This is a genomic window from Ferribacterium limneticum, assembly GCF_020510585.1.
Lineage (GTDB): Bacteria > Pseudomonadota > Gammaproteobacteria > Burkholderiales > Rhodocyclaceae > Azonexus.
Genome location: NZ_CP075190.1, coordinates 1,240,346 through 1,266,845 on the forward strand (window position 1 = coordinate 1,240,346; position 26,500 = coordinate 1,266,845).

27 protein-coding genes are annotated in these 26,500 nt (G+C 59.4%); 9 read left to right on the forward strand and 18 right to left on the reverse strand.

From position 1 onward, the window contains the following. Positions 1-19: 19 nt before the first annotated feature. From KI613_RS05925 to KI613_RS05935, 3 genes are read left to right on the forward strand one after another with little or no spacing between them, the layout of a single operon-like run. On the forward strand, positions 20-265 hold the full coding sequence (locus tag KI613_RS05925) for a hypothetical protein (protein WP_226404269.1): 246 nt from the start codon (positions 20-22) through the stop codon (positions 263-265). Continuing rightward, a complete protein-coding gene (locus tag KI613_RS05930; RefSeq protein ID WP_226404270.1) occupies positions 258-1,049 on the forward strand; it encodes a Crp/Fnr family transcriptional regulator in 792 nt (263 codons plus the stop codon). Before KI613_RS05925 ends, KI613_RS05930 begins: the two co-directional genes overlap by 8 nt. Next, positions 1,033-2,529: a sensor domain-containing diguanylate cyclase gene (locus KI613_RS05935; RefSeq protein ID WP_226404271.1), complete on the forward strand. Its 1,497-nt coding sequence runs from the start codon at positions 1,033-1,035 to the stop codon at positions 2,527-2,529. The genes KI613_RS05930 and KI613_RS05935 overlap by 17 nt, the downstream gene beginning before the upstream one ends. A gap of 105 nt (positions 2,530-2,634) precedes the next feature. On the opposite strand, the gene nudC is transcribed toward KI613_RS05935, so the two are convergent. The 8 genes from nudC to KI613_RS05975 all read right to left on the reverse strand — a co-directional run bounded on the left by nudC (position 2,635) and on the right by KI613_RS05975 (position 8,830). Continuing rightward, positions 2,635-3,399: an NAD(+) diphosphatase gene (nudC, locus tag KI613_RS05940; protein ID WP_226404272.1), complete on the reverse strand. Its 765-nt coding sequence runs from the start codon at positions 3,397-3,399 to the stop codon at positions 2,635-2,637. A 3-nt stretch (positions 3,400-3,402) separates the two neighbouring features. Next, the gene (locus KI613_RS05945) at positions 3,403-3,813 is read right to left on the reverse strand and encodes a phage holin family protein (protein WP_226404273.1); all 411 of its coding nucleotides are present in this window, start codon (positions 3,811-3,813) and stop codon (positions 3,403-3,405) included. Positions 3,814-3,901: 88 nt separating this feature from the next. Beyond that, on the reverse strand, positions 3,902-4,978 hold the full coding sequence (locus tag KI613_RS05950) for a hypothetical protein (RefSeq protein WP_226404274.1): 1,077 nt from the start codon (positions 4,976-4,978) through the stop codon (positions 3,902-3,904). A gap of 116 nt (positions 4,979-5,094) precedes the next feature. Beyond that, positions 5,095-5,739 carry an SOS response-associated peptidase gene (locus KI613_RS05955; protein WP_226404275.1) on the reverse strand — a complete coding sequence of 215 codons (645 nt, stop codon included), beginning with the start codon at positions 5,737-5,739 and terminating at the stop codon, positions 5,095-5,097. Between the two features lie 167 nt (positions 5,740-5,906). Continuing rightward, complete coding sequence (locus KI613_RS05960) at positions 5,907-7,118, reverse strand: MFS transporter (RefSeq protein WP_226404276.1); 1,212 nt, start codon at positions 7,116-7,118, stop codon at positions 5,907-5,909. A gap of 55 nt (positions 7,119-7,173) precedes the next feature. Further along, positions 7,174-7,638, reverse strand: a complete 465-nt coding sequence (locus tag KI613_RS05965) for a PaaI family thioesterase (protein ID WP_226404277.1) — start codon at positions 7,636-7,638, stop codon at positions 7,174-7,176. 158 nt (positions 7,639-7,796) lie between these two features. Further along, positions 7,797-8,093, reverse strand: a complete 297-nt coding sequence (gene cowN / locus KI613_RS05970; RefSeq protein WP_226404278.1) for a N(2)-fixation sustaining protein CowN — start codon at positions 8,091-8,093, stop codon at positions 7,797-7,799. Between the two features lie 80 nt (positions 8,094-8,173). Beyond that, entirely contained in the window at positions 8,174-8,830 is a 657-nt protein-coding gene (locus KI613_RS05975) for a Crp/Fnr family transcriptional regulator (protein WP_226404279.1), read from the reverse strand. Between the two features lie 251 nt (positions 8,831-9,081). Between KI613_RS05975 and KI613_RS05980 the strand changes: the two genes are divergently transcribed. From KI613_RS05980 to KI613_RS05990, 3 genes are all read left to right on the forward strand, one after another. Next, positions 9,082-9,543, forward strand: a complete 462-nt coding sequence (locus tag KI613_RS05980; RefSeq protein ID WP_226404280.1) for a CHRD domain-containing protein — start codon at positions 9,082-9,084, stop codon at positions 9,541-9,543. A 21-nt stretch (positions 9,544-9,564) separates the two neighbouring features. Next, entirely contained in the window at positions 9,565-10,047 is a 483-nt protein-coding gene (locus KI613_RS05985; RefSeq protein ID WP_226404281.1) for a glutathione peroxidase, read from the forward strand. Positions 10,048-10,120: 73 nt separating this feature from the next. Further along, positions 10,121-10,351 carry a DUF2789 family protein gene (locus KI613_RS05990; protein WP_226404282.1) on the forward strand — a complete coding sequence of 77 codons (231 nt, stop codon included), beginning with the start codon at positions 10,121-10,123 and terminating at the stop codon, positions 10,349-10,351. 42 nt (positions 10,352-10,393) lie between these two features. Here the strand turns inward: KI613_RS05990 and KI613_RS05995 are convergent, their stop codons facing one another. Then, a complete protein-coding gene (locus KI613_RS05995; protein WP_226404283.1) occupies positions 10,394-10,774 on the reverse strand; it encodes a hypothetical protein in 381 nt (126 codons plus the stop codon). Positions 10,775-10,822: 48 nt separating this feature from the next. After that, a complete protein-coding gene (locus KI613_RS06000) occupies positions 10,823-13,426 on the reverse strand; it encodes a response regulator (protein ID WP_226404284.1) in 2,604 nt (867 codons plus the stop codon). Positions 13,427-13,894: 468 nt separating this feature from the next. On the opposite strand from KI613_RS06000, the gene KI613_RS06005 reads away from it, so the two are divergent. Next, entirely contained in the window at positions 13,895-14,302 is a 408-nt protein-coding gene (locus KI613_RS06005) for a hypothetical protein (RefSeq protein WP_226404285.1), read from the forward strand. A gap of 184 nt (positions 14,303-14,486) precedes the next feature. Here KI613_RS06005 and KI613_RS06010 read toward each other — a convergent pair whose 3' ends face one another. Continuing rightward, entirely contained in the window at positions 14,487-15,437 is a 951-nt protein-coding gene (locus KI613_RS06010; RefSeq protein WP_226404286.1) for an AraC family transcriptional regulator, read from the reverse strand. A gap of 169 nt (positions 15,438-15,606) precedes the next feature. On the opposite strand from KI613_RS06010, the gene KI613_RS06015 reads away from it, so the two are divergent. Beyond that, positions 15,607-16,935 (forward strand): tetratricopeptide repeat protein, encoded by a 1,329-nt coding sequence (locus KI613_RS06015; RefSeq protein WP_226404287.1) that lies wholly within the window; start codon positions 15,607-15,609, stop codon positions 16,933-16,935. 169 nt (positions 16,936-17,104) lie between these two features. Next, positions 17,105-19,153 carry an AsmA family protein gene (locus KI613_RS06020; protein ID WP_226404288.1) on the forward strand — a complete coding sequence of 683 codons (2,049 nt, stop codon included), beginning with the start codon at positions 17,105-17,107 and terminating at the stop codon, positions 19,151-19,153. 321 nt (positions 19,154-19,474) lie between these two features. Here the strand turns inward: KI613_RS06020 and KI613_RS06025 are convergent, their stop codons facing one another. The 7 genes from KI613_RS06025 to KI613_RS06055 form a co-directional block, all read right to left on the reverse strand. Further along, the gene (locus KI613_RS06025; protein ID WP_226404289.1) at positions 19,475-20,740 is read right to left on the reverse strand and encodes a TIR domain-containing protein; all 1,266 of its coding nucleotides are present in this window, start codon (positions 20,738-20,740) and stop codon (positions 19,475-19,477) included. A 757-nt stretch (positions 20,741-21,497) separates the two neighbouring features. Then, a complete protein-coding gene (locus tag KI613_RS06030) occupies positions 21,498-22,442 on the reverse strand; it encodes a leucine-rich repeat domain-containing protein (protein WP_226404290.1) in 945 nt (314 codons plus the stop codon). Between the two features lie 269 nt (positions 22,443-22,711). After that, on the reverse strand, positions 22,712-22,969 hold the full coding sequence (locus KI613_RS06035) for a hypothetical protein (RefSeq protein WP_226404291.1): 258 nt from the start codon (positions 22,967-22,969) through the stop codon (positions 22,712-22,714). A gap of 80 nt (positions 22,970-23,049) precedes the next feature. Beyond that, complete coding sequence (locus KI613_RS06040) at positions 23,050-23,544, reverse strand: hypothetical protein (RefSeq protein WP_226404292.1); 495 nt, start codon at positions 23,542-23,544, stop codon at positions 23,050-23,052. Between the two features lie 122 nt (positions 23,545-23,666). Beyond that, positions 23,667-24,563 carry a DUF4747 family protein gene (locus KI613_RS06045; RefSeq protein WP_226404293.1) on the reverse strand — a complete coding sequence of 299 codons (897 nt, stop codon included), beginning with the start codon at positions 24,561-24,563 and terminating at the stop codon, positions 23,667-23,669. 128 nt (positions 24,564-24,691) lie between these two features. Further along, positions 24,692-25,975: a DEAD/DEAH box helicase gene (locus KI613_RS06050; protein ID WP_226404294.1), complete on the reverse strand. Its 1,284-nt coding sequence runs from the start codon at positions 25,973-25,975 to the stop codon at positions 24,692-24,694. Between the two features lie 60 nt (positions 25,976-26,035). Continuing rightward, entirely contained in the window at positions 26,036-26,467 is a 432-nt protein-coding gene (locus tag KI613_RS06055; protein ID WP_226404295.1) for a nuclease-related domain-containing protein, read from the reverse strand. Positions 26,468-26,500: the final 33 nt, after the last annotated feature.

The window sequence follows — 26,500 nt, forward strand, 5'->3', positions numbered from 1 at the left end:
CAAACCAAAGGAGCGAGACATGCCTTCTGAAATGTATGGTGTTTATTCTGACGAGACTCACGAGCAGTTTATCCAGCGGGCCAATCGTGTTTTTCCGGCAGATTGCGTTAGAGCCTGGTCGCGCATCGAACGTGCGGTATTCAATCACCTGATGGCAAAACTGATTCACCGGAACACCTATAGCGCCATTTCCGATGAGATGCTTGAAGAGTGTCGGGATGACATGACCGAGATTGTCAGTCGATGTGGGGAAAACTTTGATTGATAGCCCGAAAGGGAACCGCATTCTTGCGGCGCTATCGAGCGATGATTATTTTCGCTTGCTGGGTCATCTTGAGTTCACCCAATTGGCATTTGGCGAGGTTCTCTACTACTCAGGTGATCGGCAGAGATATATCCATTTTCCGACAACCAGTATCGTCTCCCTGGATTTTTCCACCGAGGATGGATTCTCGGCACAATTGGCGATAGTCGGCAATGACGGGCTGGTCGGCATACCGATGATTCTGGGTGGAGAAACCACCACCCACTCTGCCATCGTCCAGAGCGCTGGCAATGCATTCCGACTGCGCGCCGACAGGGTTTGCTGCGAACTCAGCAAGGGCGGCGATTTACAGTCGCTGTCCTTGCGCTATGCGCAGGCGCTGATGACTCAGATTGCCCAGAGTGTTATCTGCAATCGCCATCACTCAGTCAAACAGCAGTTGTGTCGCTGGCTCTTGCTCAGCCTGGACAGGCTGCCCGGCAATCAACTCCACGTGACCCAGGAATTGATCGGGCACATGTTGGGTGTACGTCGCGAAACAGTCACCGAGGCCGCCGGAAAGCTTCAGGCAGCAGGTCTGATTGAATACAGCCGAGGTCGAATTACCGTCATAGATCGGGCGGGCATTGAAGCCCTTGCTTGTGAATGCTATGCCGCCACGAAGGTTGAAATGGATCGTCTGTTCCATTTGACGCTGGAAGATCACCCCGGAGTCCGGGACCGCCTCAATCTGGCGACGCTGCGCCAACGTGCATTCAAATACCATCATGAACAACAGTGCTGATACGCAAAAACAGAAGAAATTGCGTGACCGGGCCGAAGCGAACCTTGCATATCAAAATCAGCCGGACCGGCAACCGGTAGGGAACGATCCACGACAACTGCTGCACGATCTGCACGTGCATCAAGCCGAACTTGAGATGCAGAATGAGGAGCTACGCCGGGCTCAGGCTGAACTGGAGGATTCGCGGATGCTATATCGCGATCTTTACGATCTGGCGCCGATAGGTTACTGCACCCTCGACGACGAAGGCCTGATAGTGCAAGCCAACCTTACCGCCGCCACCTTGTTGGGTGTGGCTCGCGAGGCGCTGGTCAAACAGCCAATCCGGCGCTTCATTGCCAAAGAAGAACAAGATACGTTTCACTTCTACAACCAACAGCTCATTTCAACAGAGGGGCTGCATACCTGCGATCTACGCATGGTGAAGAGTTGTGGATCGACATTTTGGGTACGTCTGAGCTCGGTTTGCGAGGCCAGCCCTGGCAACAAGCCGGTATATCGCCTTACCTTTGGCGATATCACCGAGAGCAAGAATCTGGAAGAGGCTTTGCGCGATCAGAAGTCGTTCTTTCATTTGATTGCGGAGAACCTTTCCGACTTCATCGCGGTGCTCGATACGGAGGGCAGCCGGCTCTATAACAGTCCTTCCTACGAGCAGTTTTTCGGTAATGTCAGCGACTTGCAAGGCACCAATTCATTCGCCGAAATTCACCCGGATGACCGGGAGCGCGTCAAACAAGTGTTCATGGAAACCGTCCGGTCCGGCCAGGGGCGCCAGATTTACTATCGCTTCGTATTGGCCGATGGCAGCATCCGTGACATGGAGTCACGGGGCAGTGTAATCAAGGACAGGGATGGGCAAGTTGTTCGCGTGGTGGTGGTTTCGCACGACATCACCGAGCGCAACCGGCTTCTCGAGAAGCTGCATCAAATGGCCTTTCATGATCCCCTGACGCAACTGCCCAATCGCCGGCTGTTCGGTGATCGTCTGAGTCAGGCCATGGCAGCGAGCACCCGCAGCAGTTGCTATGGTGCCTTGATGTTCCTCGATCTGGACAGCTTCAAGCCGCTCAACGACGCGTACGGACACGATGTTGGCGATTTGCTGTTGATTCAGGTGGCGGAGCGGCTCAAAGGCTGCGTGCGCGAGATTGATACCGTGGCCCGCTTTGGCGGCGACGAGTTTGTCGTCATGCTGGGGCAGCTCGACATGGACGAGGCTGAATCGATCTCGCAAGCCGGGAGCATCGCTGAAAAACTGCGGGTTGCCCTGGCCGAGCCCTACATCCTCAACATCGCTCATGCCGGAGAGGTCGAATCCGTCGTGAGTTATCGATGCACGGCGAGCATTGGTGTCGCTTTGTTCAACCACCAGGAAACAAGCCAGGGCGCCATCCTGAAACGGGCCGATGCGGCGATGTATCAGGCCAAACATGGCGGCTGCAACCAGGTTCGGTTTTGTCGAGCACAAGCTGCGTGACGTCTTGTGCCGGCTACTCTTCGCCGAGTAATGCCGCACCATGATTGGCTGGTTCTACGGTCAACCGGAAATAATGGCCAAAAATGAAATGCCTGTGCGCCGGATTCAGCGCTCGCCCAGCGCCGCTTCGATGAGCCGGCGTGAAATGCTGATCGGTTCGGGCAGGATGGGCAGGGCGTCGGGCGAAAACCACCCAGCTTCCTCGATCTCGTTCGGGTCCGGCGTGATCGTGCCGCCGGCGTAGTCGGCAAAAAAGGCGACCATCAGCGAATTGGGGAAAGGCCAGGGCTGACTGTGGAAATAGCGCAGGTTGGCGATTGCGATGCCGACCTCCTCGCGCACTTCGCGGGCGGCGCATTCCTCGAGCGTTTCGCCCGGCTCGACAAAACCGGCCAGGGCGCTGAAGACGCCCGGCTTGAAATGCGGGCTGCGGCCGAGCAGCAACTTGTCGCCATCACGCACCAGCACCATGACGGCCGGCGAAATGCGCGGATAGGCGAGCAGGCCGCAGGCCGGGCAGGCCATGGCCAGTTCGCCGGTTTTCATCGCCGTCGGCGTGCCGCACTTGCCGCAAAAGCGGTGGTTGGCCTGCCAGTCGAGCAACTGGGTGGCGCGGCCGGCCAGGGCGAAGGTGTCGGGCCCGGCGATTGAGAAAATGGCGCGCAGCGGGGTGGCTTCGCCGCCGCGAATTTCGGGGTGCTCCGGCACATCCGCCGCGTAGCAGCGCAGGCCGTTCAGGTCGCCAACGTGCAGGGCGTTTTCGGGCTGGCCGAAATCGGCGGCCAGCCCGGCCGGAAAGATCGAGCCGGCCCCACTGATCGTCAGCAGGCGATGCTCGCAGCGCAGTATCCAGTAGGCGGGCTGGTTCATGGCTCAGGCGGAAATGGTCTGCGCCGACGGGTTGGGCGGCAGTCGATAGATCGTCGTTTCGGCATTCGGCGCCAGGCTGCCGAGGGCGAGGCTCATGATCGAAATGAACAGGCTGGCGAAAAAGGCAGTCCAGAAGCCGGAAATGGTGAAGCCTTTGACCACCTTGGCGACCAGCATGAGCAGCAGCGCGTTGATGACCAGCACGAACAGGCCGAGCGTGAGCAGCGTCAGGGGCAGGGTCAGGAAAACGAGCAGGGGCCGCAGGACAGCGTTGGCGAAACCGAGCAGCAGGGCCGAGATGATCAGTGTCGAGGTGCTGGAAAAGCGGATGCCCTTGAAGACCAGGCTGGCGCCCCACAGGGACAAGGCGGTGATGCCCCAGTGGATGAAGAAGCCCAGCAGATTGTCGAACATGTTTTTGCCTTTGTTGAAATGGGTGCCGCGTTTTTCGGCCTGAATTGCTTGCCGGGATGCTGAATTTTACGGCTTATGGCAGACGGATTTACTGCTGCTCGGCTGGACGTTTGATCTCGGCGCGCAAGTAAGGGGCGTCGGCACTCTGGAAGAACATCAGCGCGATGGCTTGCGGCGGGCCTTCCTTTTCCCAGGCGACGCGCTTGTAGCCGGGCATGATGCAGTCGTTGGCGAAGGTTTCGCCGGGCTGCAGCGGGTTCAGCGAGTTGAAATAGAGATGATCCGGGCCGACAAAGTAGGCAATCGAGGCGCGTGAACGGGGAATGGGCACCGGCGGGTCGATGCCGTCGGGGCGAAAGCTGACCTTGAATTCACGCGGCTCGGCCGGATCGGCGGCGGTGGCCGGCGAGAAATCGGCCTGCACGCGCTGGCCATTCTGGCGCCAGTAAAGGCGCAGGACCGGCGTTGGCTCGGGGGCCGACCACATCAGGTGGAGGTTCTGGCCATCCCGGCAAAAGATGTCGCGCGTGCTGGTCGCAGTGTCGGACCAGTTTTCGCCCACCTTGCGGTCGATTCGCTCCACTTCGATGCCGGCTGGTGCGATGAGCGACTGGGTGTAGATCAGGCCGACGGTTGGCAGGTTGAAACGCTGCACGGGGCCGACGGCATGGGGCAAAGCGGCGGCCGGCGCAGACTGGAAGGCGCTTTGGGTCAGGCCGCGCGAAGCATGGAAAATCGGCCCCTGGGCCAGCGTGGCAGCACCAAAGGGCAGGAGCAGGATGAACAGGCCGCTGGCCGCCATGAACAGGCTTTCGCCCTTGCTGAAGGCCGGCCGCAGCAGACGGCCGCATAGCGTATGGCCGGCAAACCAGACGAGCGGGCCAAGGACAAGCAGGGCGAGATAGAAATAGGCCAGCGCCTCGGGCCCCGAAATCGCCATGCTCGGGATGACAATGACGCCCGCCGTGACCGGCAGGAGCAGGAAGAGCGAGAGCAGGCGCAGCGATAGCCAGCTGCCGGCCTTGTGGCGCGCGGCGAAATGGCGGCGCTCGCGGAACAGGATCAGCCCGGCCGCCGCCAGCACGGCGACGCCGACGGTGCCCCAGGCCCACTGGTCGAAGAGGGGCAGCTTGCTGAGGCTCGTCAGGAAATAGTGGATGTCCATATCGTGCTTTTATCGGGAGGTGGGCTGGCGGGACGGATGTCCTTGACCCCAGGCTGGCCACGGCAAATGGTTGCAAACAGGTTGTCAGAATACTCAATTATTCCGGCTATGGCTGGCTAGGCAAAGGCGAGCGACAACTGTGGCGAGGGTTCTGCCGCGATGATGGCCTCCATCGTCAGCGCATGCGGCGATGGTGTGTCCAGCATTGCCGCGAAGTCGGCCTCGGGGAAGTCGGCGTGATCGCTCAGCCAGAAGCTGCATTCGTCACGATCAAGGATGACCGGCATGCGGGGGTGAATCCCGCCGATGGTGGCATTGGCGGCGGTGGTCAGAATGGCACAGGTGGTTCCAGCCAGCGGATGGTGGTCGAAAATGCCGGCGAATATGAGCAGCTCGCCATTGGCCTCGCTGATGCGCATTTTCTGTTTTGCACCGGCTAGCGTCTGCCATTCATGAAAAGCCGTGGCGGGAATGAGGCAGCGATTTCGTTTCAGGATCTTGCTGTAAAACGGCTTGCTGGCCAGTCCTTCGCCGGGCAGGGTGAGCAGCGGGCTGCGCGGTGGCTGGTCGAGAAAACTGCCGACCAGCCCCCAGCCGGCAAGGCTGCCGACAAAACCGGGGTTGCCGGCGGTGATCATCAGCACCGGGTCGTTCGGCTGCAATTCGCCGCTGCGGGGTTGTTCGCCGTGGTCAAGGTGAAGCTGCGGAAAGCGCCTGTTCAGTGCCCTGATCCTGGCCTTGAGTTCGTAGCATCCGCACATGGCGGCGTCTCCGGGATTACGATATACAGTAGTTTATACAGTATTCTTGAGGTGCACAAGGCTGATCTTTTCGGCCCTCCCGGTTGCCGGCGCGCCATTTCATTTTTTGCCGTTTTTTCCGGTTGACCGCGCCCCGAAGGAAGCACCCTTGGGGTGTGGGAACCAGTCTAGGCGTTCCTGCCGTGCATGACGATGCGCGAGACGAACCAGATGGCCACCAGATTGGCCGCGACGGCGACGTAGCCGACCAGCGAATAGCCGACGATGCGGCCGCTGGCGTCGAGCGAGGTGAGGAAGCCGGCCAGCGTCGTGGCCATGCCCATGGCCAGCGATTGGACGGTGCTGTTGAGGGACATGAAGGTGCCGCGCAGCTTGGGCTGGGCCGACGAGGCGATGATTGCCATGGACGGGATCATGCGTCCCGAGATGAGCACGAAAAAGCTGGCCGAGATGATCAGCCAGACCCACAGCGGCAGCACGCCGGCGTGGGTGAGAACCAGGGTCGGGATCATGGCGAGCAGGGCGACCAGCCGGTAGACCTCGACCTTGCCGTGCTTGTCGGCCCAATGCCCGATCAGCCGGGCGCTGATGAAGGTGGCCGAGCCGCCGACCAGATAGACGATGGGGATGTCGGTCTGGGCGATGCCAACGTTATTGACGGCATAGACCGTGATATACGGGATGATCGTGAAGCCGGAAAAGATGATCAGCGCCGAGAAGAACAGGGCGCGCCGGTGGTTGGGGTCGCCGAGCACGCTGAAGGTGGCCGAGAGCAGGTGGGCGCGCTTTTCCTCGCTGAGGTGGTGGCGCAACTGGGGCAGAAAGCGCAGGCCGATGCCGAGGAAAACGACGCTCAGCCCGGCGATCAGCACGAAGGGGGCGCGCCAGCCGAAGTGATTGGCCAGCCACAGCGAGAGCGGCACGCCGGCAATGGTCGAGATCGAGAAGGCGCTCGACACCACGCCGCTCGCCCGCCCGCGGCGCGAAAAGGGGATGGCGTCGGCGATCATGGTCTGGACCAGCGCCCCCATGATGCCGCCGAACACGCCGGCCATGCCGCGCGCCAGGATCAGCGTCGAATAGCCCGGCGCCAACCCGCAGGCCAGCGTCGCCAGGCCGAACAGCGTGAATACGATGAGCAGCAGGCGCTTGCGTTCGAAGAGGTCGACAAAGGTCGCCGCCAGAATCCCGGAGACCGCCGCACTGAAACTGTAGGACGCCACGAGCAGCCCGAACTCGTGCGTGCCGATGCCGAAGGCCGCCATGAGGATCGGCCCGAGCGGCATCATGATCATGAAATCGAGCACGTGGCTGAACTGGATGCCGGCCAGCGTCAGCAGGAAAAAACGTTCGGTGCGGGGTGAAAGGGCGGTGGTCATGGAGCGGGAAAATCGGGCGCGGTCGGCAAGGATACGCTGCCCGGGGCGGCAGCGATCAGCCCGCCACAAAAGTATCCGGCATTTGCAAAGCGATGACTTCGCCGAGCGCCGTGGCGACGCCGTCGGCGTAAACCGTGGCCTCGACGACGACCTTGCGGCCCTTGATTTCCTTCACCTTGCCGCGGATTTCGAGGACCGGGCCGAGCGGTGTCGGCTTGAGGTAACTGACCTGCAGTGAGCCGGTGACGAAACGAAAGGCCGGCAGGCTGTCCATGCTCCGGTTCTCGGCCTTGTACATCGCGGCGGCCGCCGTTCCCGTGCCGTGGCAGTCGATCAGCGAAGCGAGCAAGCCGCCGTAGACAAAACCGGGGATCGCCGTGTGTTCCGGGCGCGGCTGGAAATGCGTGACGGTTTCGTCGCCCTCCCAGAACGTCTTGATCTGGTGCCCGTGCTCATTGTTGCGGCCGCAGCCGTAGCAATGAGCGAGGTTCTCCGGGTAGTAATCCTGAAAGGCCTGCATGTTGTCTCCTTGTTATTGGCAAAGCAGCATCGTAGGCGAGGCGTTACGCAACGGCCACTGTTGGGGCAGACAGGCGGCGTGCAAATTCAGCCAGCGCGGCGCCAACATTTCATTTTTGGCCGAAATTTCCGGTTGACCGTGGAGTTCGCAGAAAACGCCTAGCAGCACTCTTCCTCGATCTGCAGCAACAGGCCTAGGGCTTCTCCGTCGTTCCAGTGTTCAAAAAAATCGCGAAACTGGTTGATGTTGGAGTGGATCAGAAAAAGATCGTCCGGTTTGGTGACCGCGTTGCCGGCTCGTTTTTTGGCGAAGTATTCCCAGAAGGCATTGCTTCGGCCCGGGATGGCCAGTTGCCGGTCGAGATATTCCATGAGCCGGCGGGCATTGCCGGCGCAATCGATGTCCTGGAAGCTGACGTAGCGGTCGGTCTTGCGACAGGCGCATTGTTGAGACATGGCGTTCTCCCTGAAAGTTGTCGGGAAGAACTTTAGCCGGATGGCCAGCTGGCTGTCCGTCGGCTGGCCGACGTTTTGGTTCAGGGCAGCGGAGAACAGCGCGCCCTGAGGGCGTCGAGCGACGGGACGAGCAGGCTGCGCCGGCTCTGGCGGAGCAGAACGCCTTCGCGCCCCCACTGGTTGATCAGCGAGGAAATGCTCTGTCGCGTCGTGCCGAGCAGGCTGGCGATGTCCTGCATGCTGAAATCGAGCGGGACGAGCCAGCCATGCTCCTGGCGCAGGCCGCGCCGTTCGGCCAGTTGGCAGAGAAAGCGGGCGAGCCGGGCCGGCACTCCACGAAAGGCGAGGTCTTCGATGAGGCCGACCGCGTTGCTCAGCAGACGGCCCATGACGCGCATCATGACCGGTGTCACCGATGGATCGGTGGCCAGCTTGCGGGCGAAGGTCGGTGTGTCGATGAGCCAGATGCTGGTCGGCACAACGGCTTCGACATAGGTCGGCGTGTGCGTCGTGTAGATGTCGCCGGCCTCGAGAAAGCTCAGGTTGAGCTCGCGGTTGTCGCCGGCCAGATAAACCCGCAAGCGACCGGACTGCACCATGAGTACCTGATTGTGCGGGCTGTCGGGTGTCGACAGCAGATAGCCTTTGGGCACGTCGCGCAGCGTGAAGCCGTCGAGCAGCGCCCCCTGCGCAATGGTGGCGAGATCGGGTTTGGCGAGATGGGCGTGAGCATGCATTCGAAACTTCATGCAAGAGAAATGCCTAAAACCAGGTCATTGATTAAACGGATTTAAATTTTTACGCCCGGGCCAATTGCCGGTTTTGCGACAGGCCATCCCGGCAAGCCCGACAAAGGGGGCGGCAACGAATCGGCGAACCAATTTGAGTATCGGCACTCAAACGCCATGTAGCCGCCGCCGTAAAACAGTCACTCAACATGCGACGCCCATCTCCTGGCTACATACTTTTCCACGATGAGAGGCTTGCCATGAATATATCCCTGAACCGCCGCCTGGCCCTGCCGGGCATCCTCGCCGTCGCCGCCATTGCCCTGGCCACGTTTTCCATGCCGGCCTTTGCCGACGACATCAAATTCAAACTCTCCGGCGACATGGAGGTGCCGCCTGTCGCCACCAAGGCCAGCGGTGAAGGAATGATCACCATCAAGCCCGACATGAGCGTCAGCGGCAAGGTCATGACCAGTGGGCTGACCGCCACGATGGCGCATATCCACATCGGCAAGGCCGGGGCCAACGGGCCGGTCGTCATCACCCTGAGCAAGAGCGGGGACAATGGCTGGATGGTCCCCGAGGGCAGCAAGCTGAGTGCTGATCAATATCAGGCCTACAAGGCCGGTGAGCTGTACGTCAATGTGCATAGCGCCGAATACAAGCCGGGCGAGATTCGCGGCCAGTTGATGCCGCCGATGGCCCCGAAGTCCTCCTACTGAAACCGTCGCGATCAAACTTCAATGAGCCAGACCCTCTACGACTTCAGCGCCCAGCGCCTGAACGGTGATGAGCAGAGCCTCGACGCCTACCGCGGCAAGGTTCTGCTCATCGTCAACACTGCCAGCCAGTGCGGCTTCACCCCGCAATACACCGGCCTCGAAGAACTCTACCGGCGGTTCAGGGAGCGGGACTTTGTCGTTCTCGGCTTCCCCTGCAACCAGTTCGGCGAGCAGGAACCAGGCGACGCCGAAGCCATTGGCCAGTTCTGCCAGACCCGTTTCGATGTCACTTTTCCGCTCTTTGCCAAGATCGAGGTCAACGGCGACAACGCCCATCCGCTCTACGCCTGGCTCAAGCACGAAGCGGCCGGCATTCTGGGTACCGAGGCGATCAAATGGAATTTCACCAAATTCCTCGTCGACCGTGAGGGCAAGGTCGTCCATCGCTACGCCCCGGCTACCCGGCCGGAGGAACTGGTGGAAGCGGTCGAAGCGCTACTTTAAGCGGTGCCAGCGACGGAACTGTTGCCGTCAGCATCCGTCGAACCAACACCCCGTCGCCTAAAAGGAGTCTCCCATGCAAGCCCAACTGCACACCATGGCCAACCTGTTTGCCCAGCTCGGACTACCCACCGACGCGGTTGCGCTTGAGAACTTCATCGATACCCATCGCCCGCTGGATAACGAAATTCCGCTCTACCGCGCACCCTTCTGGAGCGACGCACAACGCGCCTTCCTCAAGGAAGAAATCATCGAGGATGCAGATTGGTCTGCGGTTATCGACGAATTGAACGGGCGATTGCGCTAGGCCGTCTCGCGTCGACAGTTTTCGGGCGGTGCTGGTCGCCGCTCAATTCCCGCCGGTATCCGGCCCCAGCTTGCCGCCCGAAGCCATTACCCGGTCGCCTAGCGCCTGCAGCGTTTCCTGGGCGTCGTTGGCGGCTTCCTGCATCTCGTCCTGGGTCAGGGGGCGAAGCAGCGCTTCGAGTTCGATGCGCTGAATGTTCGGGCACTTGGCGACAACACCCTGCAGGATGCTGTCGACCTTTCTGGCGCCCAGCCCGAACAGCACCTTTTCCAGCACGAACAGGCGGACAACGATGATGTCCTCCTCGTTCTGCGCTGTCGCCTGCACCGCCTCGATTTCCCGGCGCAGATAGCCGCGGAACTTGAGCGGCGTTATATCGGCGGGCACCTGCAAAATGGAAGAACGGAATTGGCCTTGGATCATGGTCGGGCAGAAGACTGGAAAGCAGGGATTTTCGCAGAATGGGCCGCGCTATGCGGCCAAACTTGCTTGCTTGTCCGCTTGTTTCCCGGCCGATAGCCATTTCAGCAAGGTCTGGTACAGGTGATCAGGATGAAATGGCTTGGCAAGATAGTCCTTCATGCCGGCATCGAGGCAATTCACCCGGTCTTCGGTAAAGACATTGGCGGTCATCGCAATAATCGGCGTCAGCTGGTTCTTCGATTCGGCAAGAATCGCCCGGGTGGCCGAAATGCCGTTCATCACGGGCATCTGGATATCCATCAGGATGAGCGCATAGTCCTCCCGGCGGGCCAGTTGAACGGCCTGTTCGCCGTTATTGGCGACATCGACCTTGAGGCCGACCTGCTCGAGCAGGTCGCGGGCAACTTCCTGATTCACGGCTTCGTCTTCGACCAGCAGGATGCGTTTTCCCGGATGCAGGTGAAGAATCTGGCTGGCCGGCAGTTCAATTGCCGCGCTGTTTTCATGGGCGACTGTCGTGGCGGACTTCGGCAGGTTTATCTCGAACCAGAAATTGCTGCCTTGCCCCGGCGTGCTGTCGACGTCGATTTTCCCGCCCATGAGACCGACCAGGCGCTTGCTGATCGCCAGCCCGAGACCTGTGCCGCCATATTTCCGGGTCATCGAGCTATCGGCCTGCTCGAAGGCGGAAAATATTCGGGCCTTGTCTTCCATGCCAAGACCAATGCCCGTATCGATCACTTCGAAGCGGAGCAGGGCGGCGTCCCGGCTTGATTCGCGCTCGATGACGCGGACGGTGATGCTGCCATGTTCGGTAAATTTGACGGCATTGGCCGCCAGATTGATCAGCACTTGCCCGAGACGCAGGGGGTCGCCGCTGAATACCTGGTTGAGCAGGCCTGGCGGAATGCCGGCATGCAGCTCAAGCCCCTTGGTTTGCGCCTTGTCGCCGAGAAGGCTGAGCAGACTGTCGAAGACCGGGGCGAGCTTGAAGTCGGTTGATTCGAGCACCAGCCGGTCGGCTTCGATCTTCGAAATGTCGAGGATGTCATTGATCACCGAGAGCAGATGATCGGCTGCGAACTTTGCCTTGTCGAGCTGATCCCGGCCCTTTTCGTCGGTCATCCGCGAGCGGGCCAGCCTGATCATGCCGGTGATGCCATTGAGCGGCGTGCGTAGTTCGTGGCTCATGTTGGCCAGGAAGGTGCTTTTTGTGCGGCTGGCCGCTTCGGCAGCATCCTTGGCGGAGAGGAGTTCGGCGGTTCGGGCCTCGACCAGTAATTCGAGATGGTTGCGGTAGGCGTCCAGCTCGAGCTCGGATTGCTTGCGTGCCGTGATGTCCCGGGTCACCGCCAGATGGGCGACTGCACCGCCAACCTGCACCGGGACGGCGTGCGACTCCATGGTGCGACGGGCGCCATTCAGTCCGATGATGGCGAATTCAAGCATGCCGCTTTGGCCATTGATTACGCGTTGATGGAATTCGACAAAGGCCTGGCGATCCTCGGGGGCGACAAGGTCAAAAACGGACAGCCCGGCAACCTGGTCGAAAGATGGGGCTTCGATCATCCCGAGGCCGGCCGGATTCATCTGCACCAGCCGTCCTTCCGTATCCACCAGCTTGACGCACTCCGGTTCGGTTTCGATGATCGTCCGGAGATTTTCTTCGCTGAGTGCCAGGCGTTTCCGGTCGCGTTCCGAGTTGGCCAGCATCCGGAAGAGGAGCGTGCCCAGCAGGACGGAAAGGAAAAAGATCCCGGCAACCATGGCGGCGGTCTTGTACACCTCGGCTTTCCAGCCGCTCAGGTATTGATCGCTCGAGACGCCGACGATGGCAATCATCGGGACATTGTTCAGGCGCCGGAATGAAATGGTACGTTCGCGTCCATCGGCCGCATTTGAGGTGTGGTAAGTGGCAGATTTGAGGCCCGATTCGACCAAGGCGCGGAGCTCGGGTGAAACGTGGCTATCGCCCACCTGGCCCAGTGGAAGATCAGGGGCCGCCGGGAAACGCGCCACCATCCCCAGGTCCTCATCGCGCAGGATCACGACGCTATCCGGCGGGAGTTGATATTGCGCCAGAAGTTCGGCGAAATAGGTGAGGGCAACGGGGGCTGAAACCACGCCGGCAAAACGTCCATCACTATCGTTGAACCGGCGGGAAAAATTGACGATGTATTGCTTGGCGACGCGGCCAAGCCGGGGCTTGCGAAAACGCATAGTCCGGTCAGCATTGTCGCGGTGGTAGATGAAGTAATCGCGGTCCGCCCATGAAACTGCAGCCGTCTTGTCAACGCCTGTCCCGAGAAAGACCAGGCCGGATGCGTCGGCAATGCGCAGACCTTCAATCTCGAAATTTCGTTGCTGGTTGCGGGCGATCGAGGCGCTGATCGAGGCCTCATCAATCTTGCCTTTGGCCAGCTGCTGCTCCAGGTCATCGACAATGGCGTGCAGAGCCAGGTCGATGCTGCGTATGCTGCCGGAAACCGATTGATCCAGAGAGCTCACGACGTTTTTCGTCAGCGTCTCGGCCTCTTCCTCGTAGAGTGCCTTGCTGTGTTGAAGCGAATACGCCGCCAGGAAAAAGACCAGCAGATTCGCTCCAACCAGCACGATGACCAATAATATTCGTGCGCGCAGGGTGGAACTCATGATGGCGTAACGTACCGTGTCGGTTGCAATGGCCGGGGCCGGGGAAAATGGATTAGCGTATTGCTGGATTTTCCCAGAATTACTCCATAAGTAATAGTTGATGGATCGTGTCTCGGCGTTTGTTTGCGTCGAATCGTGAGAAATATCCTCAATTTACTTTGCCGATCTTGAATCAGGGGCAGGGCGTGTTCACCGTAACCGGCGGGACTGCGTTGGCCTGGGCGGGGTGGGCGGGCACGATCCGTTCATGCGGCAGGGCGGGGGCGGAGAAAGCCCGGCCTCCGGCCAGCCGGCGCCGGATCGCCCGGCGCCCGGGAACAAATCGCGATCGGCCCGATCCAACGAATGTCCAAATACCACTTGCGTTTCGTACTTGCTTTGAATCGACGAGGAAAATCCCGTGGCGACGATTTTCGATACCGTTGGTGCAGCACTGTTCGGCAGCCTGTCCGGCGAAGGAGATCGCACATGCTAGCGGCGCTTCTGGTCAGTGCGGTACGCAAGACCTGGTGGCAATCCTTCAATTCCCTGCCGCCGCTCGCCAGTTCTTCCAGTGCCCTGCTGCCTTCCAATGCCAGCCATCTGCGCTATTCGCTGTTGCGCTCGCTCAAGATGTTGCGGCGGCAGATGACGCTTTTTCAGTTGGGAGAAGCGGAGTTCTCCGGGTGTTACATCCTTGGCCATAGCGTGCTGCAGCCGGCCCTGGCCAGTATCCTGATCAAGAACGGCTGGGTCGTCCCCGGTGGCCCGCACTGGATCAAGGAGGTCATCAAGTACCAGCTGTCTTCCGCCGGTTTGGCCGTCGAACAGCAACTGGAGGTCTGGTGGGCCGAGTTGACGCTCGATCAGCGCCTGCGCGCCGCCCTGCTTGAATGAATGCCACGAACGCCAAAAAAGGGCGAGTTCGCGCTTTCCTTGAATCGTTCAAACATAAACCCCAAGGGGCGGGGTCGCTTGCCAAACAAGGAAAACCCGCGTCCAGATCGTCGCCATCAGCCCGACCGACCATCGCATCAGCAACCCTGCTTTTGCCCACCCCGCTGCCTGTCCCAGTAAGCCCCTAACCCTGCTTGCGCCATGCCGCCGGTGTCGTTTCGAAGGCCCGCTTGAAGGCCCGGTTGAAGGCGGCGTCCGATTCATAGCCGACCTCGCTGGCGATTTGTGCCGTGGCGGCGGTGCTTTCGCGCAGCCGGGCGGCAGCCAGTTGCAGGCGCCAGTTGGCCAGATAGCGCATGGGCGGCACGCCGATCAGGCTGGTGAAGCGCTCGGCAAAGGCGGAACGCGATAGGCCGACCTCCTGCGCCAGTTCTTCAGTCGTCCATGGGTGGGCGATGCGGGCGTGCAGGAGGGCGAGGGCCCGCCCGACCATGCGGTCGCGCAGGCCGGCCAGCCAGCCGGTCTGGCCGGCTGGCAAGGTGGCAAGATAACGGCGGACGCCCTCGACAAACAGCAGTTCGGCCAGTTTGCCCAGAATCGCGGCCGAGCCGCTGCCGCTGGTTCCGAATTCGCTGGCGGCATGACGGAACGAACTTTCCAGCCAGGCACCGCCGCTGCCGTCGCGGACGCCGAGCTTGAGCAGCGGCGGCAGGGCTTTGAGCAGCAGATTGTCGGCGCTGTCGCTGCCGAGGTAGCCGCAGACGATACGCGTCGGCTCACCGCCGCCACCGTAGCGCAGGATGGCGGGTCCCGGCTCGCTCGGTGCCTGCACCGCACTGTCGATGACTGCCGCCCGGAGTCCCGGGGCGCTGCCCAGCACGTGCCTGGCGTTGCTCGGCAGGAGAACGATCTCGCCAGCCTGGGCGGCGATGGCCGGGGCATCGTCGATGTGCACAAACATCCGCCCTTCGACGACATAGTGATAGGCGATCAGGTGGGCTGGCATCCTGCCCTGGGCGTGAAATTCCTCCGGCCCGACCTGCGACAGGACGCACCACGGCGCGGTGAATTCCGCATCGAGAAATACCCCGCCCGAGAAACGCACGGCGGCAAAGACTTCGGAAAGGACATCCATCTTTCGCCTCCGAGAACAAGTCTCCGGCGCCTTGGTCAAATCTTCAGGCGCCCCGGATATGGCCGGTCAATTGTCATGAGACTAACTTGGCACTGTGCGCGTTCCGGCTTTCTTGGCCGGTGACGACGCCAATCGACCGCGAAACTTTCCACCCCAAAGGAGCAAAACAATGATTATTCACGATAATCTGAATCTTTCGTATTCCGGCGCCAGCGCCGAGAGCCTGGGCCATTTCCGGCGCGCTTTGCACCAGTTCCAGTGCTATATCGAAGACCCGGTGGCCAGCGTCGATGCTGCCATCAAAGCCAGCCCTGAATTTGTCATGGGCCATATCCTCAAGGCCTATCTCCATTTGCTCGGCACCGAGCCGGCCGCCATCCCCGTGGCCCGCGGCTGCCTCGCCGCGACGGTCGGCATGCCGGCCAATGCCCGCGAGCGCGGCCATATCGATGCCGTGGCGCAAATGCTCGACGGGCAATGGCGCCGGGCCGGACGGCTGCTCGAAGATGTCAGCATTGACCACCCCCGCGACATCCTTGCCTTGCAGGCCGGGCATCTGGCCGATTTCTATGTCGGCAATACCCGGATGCTGCGTGACCGCATAGCCCGCGCGCTGCCCGCCTGGTCGCCGGACCTGCCGGGCTATCACGCGCTGCTGGGCATGCATGCCTTCGGTCTCGAGGAAAACGCCGACTACGCCCGGGCCGAGGCGCAAGGCCGGGCGGCCGTCGAGCTTGAACCGCGCGATGGCTGGGCCCAACACGCGGTGGCCCATGTCATGGAAATGCAATGCCGCACGCCCGACGGTATCGCCTGGATGCGCGCCAACCCCGCCGCCTGGTCCACCGACAGCTTTTTCAAGGTGCATCTGTGGTGGCACCTCGCCCTGTTCCACCTCGAGCTGGGCGAGATCGACGAAGTGCTGGCGCTGTTTGATGGCCCCATTCACGGCGAACGGTCGACCATGGTGCTCGACATGATCGACGCCTCGGCCCTGCTGTGGCGCCTGCACCTGCGCGGCGTCGACCTCGGCCAGCGCTGGTCAACGGTGGCCGATGGCTGGCAGCCGCTGGCCACGGCCGGCAACTACGCCTTCAACGACGTGCATGCGGTGATGGCCTTTGTCGGCGCCCGGCGCCCCGACGCCATCGCCGAGGTGCTGCAAACGCAGGAAGCCGTATTGCTCGGCAATGACGACAACGAAGCCTTCACCCGCGAGGTCGGGCATCCGCTGACGCTCGCTCTCAAGGCGTTCGGCCAGGGGGCCTACGGCGACACCGTACGCCTGCTGCGCCCGCTCCGCGAAATCGCCCACCGCTTCGGTGGCAGCCATGCCCAGCGCGACCTGCTCGACCTGACGCTGATCGAAGCGGCGCTGCGCGCCGGCCAGCACAATCTGGCCACCGCCCTGTGCGCCGAACGCCTGCCGAGCCGCGGCCACAGCCCGTTGACCCGGCAACTGCTGCGGCGCTGCGAGCCATTGAGCCTCGCCGCCTGAGTCTGCTTGCTGGACGGCCGTCTGGCATTTCATTTTTGGCCGTCTTTTCCGGTTGACCGTGGGATTGGCGGCAAGGGGGCTTCAGGCCCCCTTTTGCAATTATTGAAACGTAATTTTCTCAGGCTGCTAGTCTGAAAGCTGTGTCGAAACGAATACGAGGAAACAAGGGATGACTGTCGTGCGCAAACTCGGGATAGGCGTAGCCGTGCTGGTCGGCTTGCTGGTCGTGGCGGCCGGTGTGTTGTACGCGCTGTTCGACGAGGCGGCGATCAAGCGGCAACTGGTCGACCAAGTGGCGGCCAAGACGGGCCGGCAGTTGACCATCGGGGGCGAGCTTGGCCTCTCGGTCTGGCCGGACGTGGCGGTTCGCGTCGGGCAGCTTGGCCTTTCCGAAGCGGACGGCCGTAGCGAATTCCTCAAACTTTCTTCGGCTCGCATTGCGGTTGCCGTCATGCCGCTGCTCAGCAAGCGGCTGGAAGCCAGGCGCATTGAAATCGATGGTTTGACCGTCAATCTCGTCAAGCACAAGGACGGCTCGCTCAATATTGACGACCTGACCCGCGGCAAACCGGCGCCCGGCGCGGCGCCGGAGGCAGCGGCCGGCAAGCCTGGCGAGCCGCTGGAAATCGACGTCGCCGGGTTGGAACTGCGCAATGTGCGGGTCAATTGGCGCGACGAGGCAACCGGCAAGACCTCCGAAATTTCCGACCTTGACCTGTCGACCGGCGCCTTGTCCGGCAATACCGGGAGCAAGCATTTCTCGGTCGAAAAACTCAAGTTGGCGACGCAAGGCAGTTCCGGCGCCGACCATTTTGTACTCGCCCTTGAAACGCCGGGCGTGGTGTTGACGGCAGGCGAGGCCAAGGGCGAGACGCTGACTTTCACGGCGACGCTGGAAAGTGCCGGCAAAAAGGTGGCGGCCAAAATTGCGCTGCAGGATCTGGCCGGCTCGCTCGACGCGCTGACCATCCGCAACCTCGCTTTCGGGCTTGACGGCAAAGTCGGCGAAGCCGAATTCAAGGCCGATCTGAGCTCGCCGGTGAGCCTCAACGGCAAGGACAAAATCCTTACGCTAGCCAAGCTGGCCGGCAGTCTTGAGGTAAGCAGCCCGGCGCTGCCCATGAAGCAGGTCAAGCTGCCGATGGACGGTCGGCTGACCGCCGACATTGGCCGCCAGCGGGCTGATCTCGCCCTCAAGACTCGTCTCGACGACGCGCAAATGGACCTCAAGCTGCTGGTCGAGCGCTTCTCGCCCCTGGCGCTGGATTTCACCCTCGGCATAGACCAGCTCAATGTCGACCGCTATCTGCCGCCAAAAAAGGCCGGGTCAGGCGGCAAGGCGACCGCCAAAACCGAAACGGGCGGTGGGGCGGAGGCGAAGATCGATCTGTCGGCGCTGAAAGGCCTCGACCTCAAGGGCGCCATCAAGATCGGCCGACTGCAGGCCCACAAGCTCAAACTCAGCGGGCTCGACGTGCAGATCGAGGCGGCCGGCGGTCGTCTGCAGGTCGCACCGCTGCGCGCCAGCCTCTACGGCGGATCGCTCGACGGGGCGCTCGCGGTCAACGCCGCCAACAACCAGTTTTCCCTGCGCCAGAACCTGCGTGGCATCGATATCTCGCCGCTGCTCAAGGATCTGGCCGACAAGGATTTTCTCGAAGGCCATGGCAATGTGTCGCTCGATGTCATGACACGCGGCGACACGGTTTCTGCCCTCAAGCGCGGGCTGGCCGGCAAGGCAGCTCTCGACTTGCGTGACGGCGCCATCAAGGGCATCAACGTGGCGAAACTGCTGCGCAGCGCCAAGAACTTGCTAGGTGGCAAGCAGGCCGTCAGCGGTACCGCCGATACGGCGGAAAAGACTGAATTTTCCGGGATGACCGCCAGCTTCACCATCGACGGCGGTATCGCCCGGAACAACGACCTGTCGCTGAAATCACCCGTCGTGCGCCTGGCCGGCGAAGGCGCCATCGACATCGGGCACGACCGGGTCGACTATCTCGCCAAGGTCAGCGTCGATGAGTCATTGACCGGCCCCGGCTCGGAACTGGCGCAGCTCAAGGGCATTTCCGTACCGCTGCGCCTGCGCGGCCCGTACAGCCAGATCGCCTACACGCTCGAACTCGACAAACTGCTCGTCGAAGTCGCCAAGAGCCAGCTCAAGGAAAAGGCCAAGGAAGCGCTGGGCAAGGAGTTGCAGAAACTGTTCGGGAGATAGGGCGTAAGTCCGAAATTCGATTGCTTCGGACGAATAGGGAGCTTATTTGCCTGAAGCAGAGCACCATCGAGATCGGTTTGCGGAGGCTTCCACGGTCAACCGGAAAAAACGGCCAAAATTGAAATAGTGGAAAACAGCAGGGGGCTACCTCCCGTCTTTCCGGGAAACGCGTCATCCAAGGCGACACCAAACCCAATTGGTATTTCGATTTGTGCTATCCGGAACCTTTGAGTGAAGCGCTCAAAGAATTGACGGATTGTTTGCGCGACGAATTGCCCGATGAGGACAATGGATAAGAAGTAAATAGCTTGCCCGTCACTCCTACTCGGCTCGGACGGGGCGCAATCTTCTGGCGATGCTGCACCAGTGTTTGGGATCTTCGTAGCCGGTGACACCCCATCTGGCGCGGTGTGCGTCGCCGCAGACGAGCGGCCGAAGTCGTGACAAATCGAGTTTGTCGTAGGTGACGCCCCACAGGCAACTGGCAGCGTTGTAGGAGGCGCAGGCCGGGTTGCCGTCCGACATGATTCGGAAAACGGCCAAGCCGCCGTTCGGTGCCGGGAAATCGTGGGATCGCCAGCCGGTCCGTGCCAGCCTTGCTCTCTCGGCAGCGACTCTGTCAGCTTCGGCCGCCTTTTCGGCGGCAAGCTTATCCGCTTCCCTTCTTTCGCCAGCAATTCTGTCGGCTTCGGCCTGGGCTTGGGCTTTGGCGCTTTCCAGGCTACGCCGCTCGGCATTGAGCTTCGCCTTCTCCGCAGCCAACTTGTCGGCTTCGGCTTGTTGGTTTGCGCGGTCGCGGGCCATCTTGTCCGCTTCCGCCACCCTCGCTTTCTCAGCCGCCATTTTGTCTGCTTCGGCTTTTCGGGCGTATTCCTGCGCCAGTCGGTCCGAATCGGCAGCTAGTGCTTTCTCGGTTGCAGACCTCTCTTGTTCGGCGGTGTTTTGGTACACCCAGTAACCACCAGCCCCGAGTGCGATGGCCGTCAACGAGAGCGCAATGAGGGTGAGCGAGTTTTTTCCCGCGGCTGGCGCTGCTCGCGGCGATGTTGCGCCATCTTCTGTCTTTGGCGTGCTCCGGCCTGGCACGGCAGCCTTCTCCGACGTTTCGACGCCGCCTTGTTGCAGTGAAGCAACATGCGGGCTCAACGCCTTGATCAGCACTTGAACATCCGAGTCCCAACGCGCGTGCGTCAACTCGACGCCGTTGCGATAGGCAAGCTCTGTGAGGTCCGTCGGCAACTGGTCAGCGCGCGGCATGCGCGCCCCGTGCACGAGCACTGGCACGACCGGAATGTCGCGCTTCAACGCCGAGGCGGTTTCAAGGCGGACGAAATCCAAAGGGTCGTCGAGCCGGCGCTGGCCCGCCTCATCCGTGGCGTCGACCCAGCTCTTGCCGATGATCGCCAGCAACACCCCGCACGAGGCCACGTGCTCATCGATGACGCGGCGAAAATCACGTCCCGGCTCAATGCCGGCCACATCCATGAAGACCGTGTCCTCGCCGAAATGGCTGATGAGATCGTCGAACAAGCGACCGGCCTGACCTTCGGCATCTTCTCGGCGATAGCTTATGAAAATGGCACGCATAACGGCCTCCTTGCCGCGCTATTCAAAGCAACGCGACGTTTAAATATTTCTTTCGTTTATTTCTTGAATCCCGTGCCGTTCAGACTGCGGCCCTCCTGCCAAGTTCCATCCAGCATAGTGGTGACAAGGCCGGGTGCAGCGTTGAACGCGACAAGAAAACAATAGGTGTCGGACCGCTACTGTTCGGCCGCTGGGGTAGCGCTGGAGCGGCTTCCACGGTCAACCGGAAAAAAGCGCGAAATTTGAAAGGGGAAAAAACTCCGACCGCTATGGTGCTGCGTGGCGTTTACAAAACGACACATATTATTTGTTGCAATGCAGCATGATTCTGAGACAATAGCGACTGTCTCCTCCATCTCCTCCAAGAAATGGATTTATGCCCGCCCAAAGCGGGCATTTTTTTGCCCGGATGAATGACTCGCAGGGTGAACAGGTGCGCATTGGCACCATTCGTACAGACAAAAAAGAAGCCCGTCTAACGCGGGCTTTCAGGTGGTTTGTCTCCTCCACCCAAATCAAAAGGGTTCGGTTGGACGCCATGCATCCAAGAGGTGCGGAATTGTCGCTGGTTCAATCGATTTTGTATAGATGAATTTCAATCCCGCGGCAACGACGTGGGAGGCCAAGCAGATCTTCAGCAAATTCGCCGCGACAGCCGCATGTCCGATGCACTAAAAATAGGGATGACCCCTGTTGTTCTGATTAATTCGACCTTGGCCCCTTTGATTCACATGAGCCAGCTTCCTTCTCGCTGTGCCTATGGGGCTGGCTGAAAGGCAGCCAGTTGCTTTTGCAGCTTCCAGGCATCGCATTCCGGGCAGATCGTGCCGCGCCCCTTGCCGGTCAGCATGACCATGGCGTTTGCGCGGCACTTCTTGCAGCGGATGCCGAGGTGGCTCAGATCGAGATAGGGTTTCGTCCAGTCAGACGTCACTTCAGGCAGCGTGGCCGCCAGCCAGGCAAATTCACCGACGTCGAAGAAGTTGCCCAGTCCGATCCAGCGCAATGCCTTCAGCTTGCCGAGCGGGCGCAACGAACCATCGGCAACGTGAACCGCGCCGAGGTGCAGCCAGCGCAGCCGGGTCAGGTCGGCGAGCGGGGCCAGCGTGGCCAGTGTCTGGCGCTTGCGTTCCGCGCCGGAAAAGCCGAGGCCTTCAAGATCCGTCAGGGTGGCAAGCGGCGAAAGGTCAGTGATTGCCTTGAGATTGTCCAGTTCCAGCCAGCGCAGCGACGACATTTCGCCGAGCACGTCAATGTTCGTCACGCCGGGCGAACTGCCGAGATGCAGCGCCTGGAGCCTGTCCAGCGCCGGCAGGGCAGCCAGCGAGGAGATGTTGCTCCATTTGACGTAAAGGCCTTCGAGCGACGGTATGCGGCAGGCAGCGTCGAATAGCGCCTGCGGCGTGCGCGACTGAAACCACAGATAGCGAACGCCATTCAGGGTCGGCAGGAACTCGCACCAAGCCTGCACTAACGCCTTCTGCGCCTTGGCCGGCAAGTCGGTCTGGGTGCAGGCGATGGCCAGGTTTTCACCGCCCGCATAGTCCTCCGGCTGGCGCACGCTGCGGGGCGGAAAATCCTCGCCCGGCCGGTGGTACCAGAAGCCGTGCCAGGGCTGGGGCCCAGCCCGCCTTGCCTGCTCCTGCGCAGCAAGCACGGCATCCTGAAGCTGCTTGCGGAATTCGTCCATCGACAGGTTCATGAGATCTCCCGATTCATTGCAGGCTGCGGCCGCGTTATCAAGCAAAGGGGTCGGAGTTAATTAGATTTTGTTCAAACAAATAATAGGGGTCTGACCCCTATTGTTCTGAAAAAGCCGGGACATGCACGGCCGATTTTGTTTTTGGCTGTTTTTTCCGGGTGACCGTGGGAGTCAGAAAAACTAATTCACTCTGACCCCTTTGGCTTGATTGACCCCTATTGTCGGTTTAATTCGACCCTGGCCCCTTTGATTGCTTTGATTGCGATTGCTTATGTGTTGCTGATAACAGCGGCGGGAATGCTATGAATAACGAGGCAATATTTTTTGCTTGTAGGTGTCGCGGCAAGAACTTTGGTTAGCTTTGCAGATGTGGATTTGCTACGACTCCCTTTACCTTGGTTTGACGCTTTGACATGCGCAAGGGCTCTGCTTTCCGCTTGTGCCTTGCTATCAGCAGTAACAATTACTTCGCGGATGCTTTCGTCTTTGTCGGTGTGGAGATAAACCCTATATAAACGGTCAGTCATTTTTTGCTCCAAAAATGTGGTTAGTATTACCCAAGAGTGTGTGTTGATAGGTTTGGGTGCTGTTGTTTGGTGATTTTAATTCATGGCTTACTGTTTATAACACTGGCGGCACTCATGAAAATTAGGGAAATTAGCTCGAGAAGAAGGAGTAAGCAATAAATGAAGGCAAAAAAACTTGCTCCGGCAAGCTGATGTTGGCCATCAAATATTTTTGCGAAAACAGCGATTATTATGGCCAACACCATCATGAGTAGTGGATAACCCATGTCCGCATTTAATAGGTTTGTTTTTATTTTTTGGTTGTTCATGGCTCCGGGGAGTGAGAATATTAGTGCATAAACGCCAAGTCCAAAGCCCAATAGGTTTGGGAAAATTGAAATCGTTAATTCATATCCAATTTCGCTATGCTGAATTGGTATAATAACCTTGTCAGCAACTGAGCTAAACCAAGGTATGTGTCCACAAATCCACTGCGCAAAGGATTGTCCGTAAAACAAAAACGTTACAAGAGCTGAAAGAGATAGTCGAAATCCAAATCTAGAAACCCATTGTATTGGAGGCGCAATACGGTCCACGAACAATATGTCGCCTCGCCAAGCATAGGCATTGACGATCAATGCAATGTCTTTTACAACTGGTATTTTGATCAAGATCCAAAGTAGAAAAACGTATATGTATCTCACACCTTTCCTTTCGTTTAAACCTTCCTTCGCGACTCTGCCTCGGCTACAGGGATTGATGCCAGAACATTCATTATTAGTCTATCCTCGCTATCAGATGTTCCCTGAACTACATTTTTTTTGAGAGGGTGATTATTCATATGGAAAACCCTCCTCCGGATGCTTTTCCCAATTTTTTCCATGTATGAAATACTGGCATTTCCATAAACTTTAGCAGTATTCAAAAACATTCTTGAATAATCGCTAAGCCCCATTTTTCCTGGCGAGTCTGTTTTTTCGATGTGCCCGAGAGTGTGAACGTTATTGCTCTTTAATTGGGAAACAACCGCATCTACAAATTGATCTGAGTTTGCAAAAGTTAGTTCAACCTCGATACGATTGTATCCACAAGCCTTCTTAAAAACATCATCTAAGGCGCTTGAGCTAGATAGCTCTATTACTTTTAATTCATAATCAGAAAAACTGGATTCCACAATCGGTTTTAGAAAATCCTTCAGTGCCAGAGTAAAGACACTGGCTGCAGGCAAGCTACCATTTTTATCGGAATTTTGCACTGCCATAATGTGTCTGGTGTGATCAAAAACAAATCTAAACGAATATTTCTTTGAGGTGGAGTTGGGGCCGCCTTTGAATTCAACTTCGTTTGTGTAAAGATCTTTTACCTCTCCTGCTGAATCGAATTTAATAAAATTTCCGGATGTGAATTTTTCGGATGGGGTAATAATTGAAGGCGAAAATAGCATGTCATTTCGCAATCCATACGCATATATCTTAAGCCGTTGTTTTTTGACTGCAGCATTCACATCCTTGCGTAATAGATCCATCAATTGTTTATAGCCTACTTCGCCAACATCTCCCGATGTTTTTGTGTCACGAGGTAAAAGCTGCACGTTGTAGTATTTAAATACTGGCATGAAAACTCCATTTGCTGATTTAGGTAAATATTTTGATTGTTGCGTTTTGGTAATATCTGTTTATTAATAATTAAATTGCTTCATGGTTATGAGGCTGTTTAGTGTGTTGGCTGATGGCTATTACAAGATTATTGTTCTCCTGATACGACCAACTCCCTAGTCGCCCGAGTCATCGCCACATACAACAACCGCGCCTCCTCATCCTTCCGCCCTTCATCCACCGCTCGACCAGCCCCCGGTATCGCCACCAGCGGAAACTCCAGCCCCTTGCAGCTATGCATGGTCAGGAATTTCACGGTGTCTTCCTGTTCCGCGAAGGTGATGTCGTCCTGATAGGTTACCGGGATGCCGGCTTTTCTTAGTGTGGCCAGCACCGGCTTGCCGATGCCGTAGTCGCGGTAGATGACGGCCATGTCGCTCCATGGGGTGCCGGTTTTGTGGGCTTCCTTGAGGTGCTTGGCGATGTAGTCGGCTTCTTCCTGGATGCTGGGCAGTTTGATGAGCAGCGGTTTGGGGCCGTGGCGGCCGGCGCTGATCGGGGCGACGAGGGGTACGCCGTCGTCGTCCGAGGCGCTCGGCTTGAGCAGTTCGCTGGCGATGCCGCTGGCCAGTTCAAGGACTTCCTGGGTGTTGCGGTAGTTGATCTTGAGGATGGTGGTGCGGCCTTGGGCCTGGATGCCGAGGTTCTTGAAGCTGAATTTGTTGTGCCGTCCATTGCCGTAGATGGATTGGGCGTCGTCGTACAGGACGAGCAGCGAGTTGGTGCTCGGGTTGACCATCTGGGCGACGAGTTTGAGCCATTCGGGCTGGAAGTCGTGGCCTTCATCGATGAGCACGGCGTCGTATTGGCCGGCGGGGATGATGTTGGCGTCGACGGCTCGGATGATGCGGTCGACGAGTTCGCCGGCGTAGGCATCGCTGTCCTTGCCGTTTTCCGGCAGGCCGGCGTTGTAGGCGACGAGTTGCGCGCGGCACCACTGGTGGAAGGTGTGGACATGCACCTTGTCGGCCAGCCCCTTGGCGTCCATCGTGCGGCTCAGGCGCTTGGCCAGGGTGCGGTTGTAGCAGAGGATGAGTATCGGCCGGGCGCAGACTTTGGCGAGGTGTTCGGCGCGGTAGCCGAGGATCAGCGTCTTGCCGCTGCCGGCGACGCCGTGGATGACGCGGTGGCCTTCGCCGAGGCTGCGCGCCAATTGTTCCTGCTGCAGGTCCATGACGCGGACGATGTCGGGGATTTCCGGTTCCTGATCATCAAACAGGCCGTTTTGCGTCGGCGCGGCGATGCGGATTTCGGGAAACAGGTGCCAGCGGATGCGGTCGATCTGGGGCAGGGCGAGCGGCACGCTGCGGGCAAAGGGCAGCATGCCCCACAGCCGTTCCTGAAAGGCTTCGGCGTCGACGCTTTCGGTCATTTCGTCCTGGCAGATGACGCGGTGGGCTTCGATGACTTCGCCGAGGTTGGTGCTGTCGAATTACTTGCGGCTGATGTTGGCGAGCACGACGCCGTAGCTCCACGGGAAGAGCAGTGTTCCCTGCATTCGCCCGCTGTTGATGGTCAGTTGCGGGTCGCGTTGCAGCAGATTGCTGACTTCGTGGGCGTATTGCCGAGCTTGTTCGAGCGGGTTGGCGACGCGCTTGAGGCCATTGGGGGTAAGGATGCTGGCGCTCTGGCGGTCGATGTCGCGGATGGTATCGAGCTTCCAGTCCTTGACCTCGAGCACCAGCAAGCCGCGGCGCGGGTTGAAGACAACGAAGTCGGGATGCACGTTGCGCGGGCCGAGCGGTACGTCGTACCAGAGCAGCCAGTCGTCTTCGAGCTTTTGTTCGAGGCGGTATGCCAGGCGCCGCTCGCCACCTGTCATGTTCGACACGCAGGTGCCGATTGCCGGTATCAGCGCAGCCAAGGCCGCCCCCTTATGCTTTTGTAATCGGCCGAT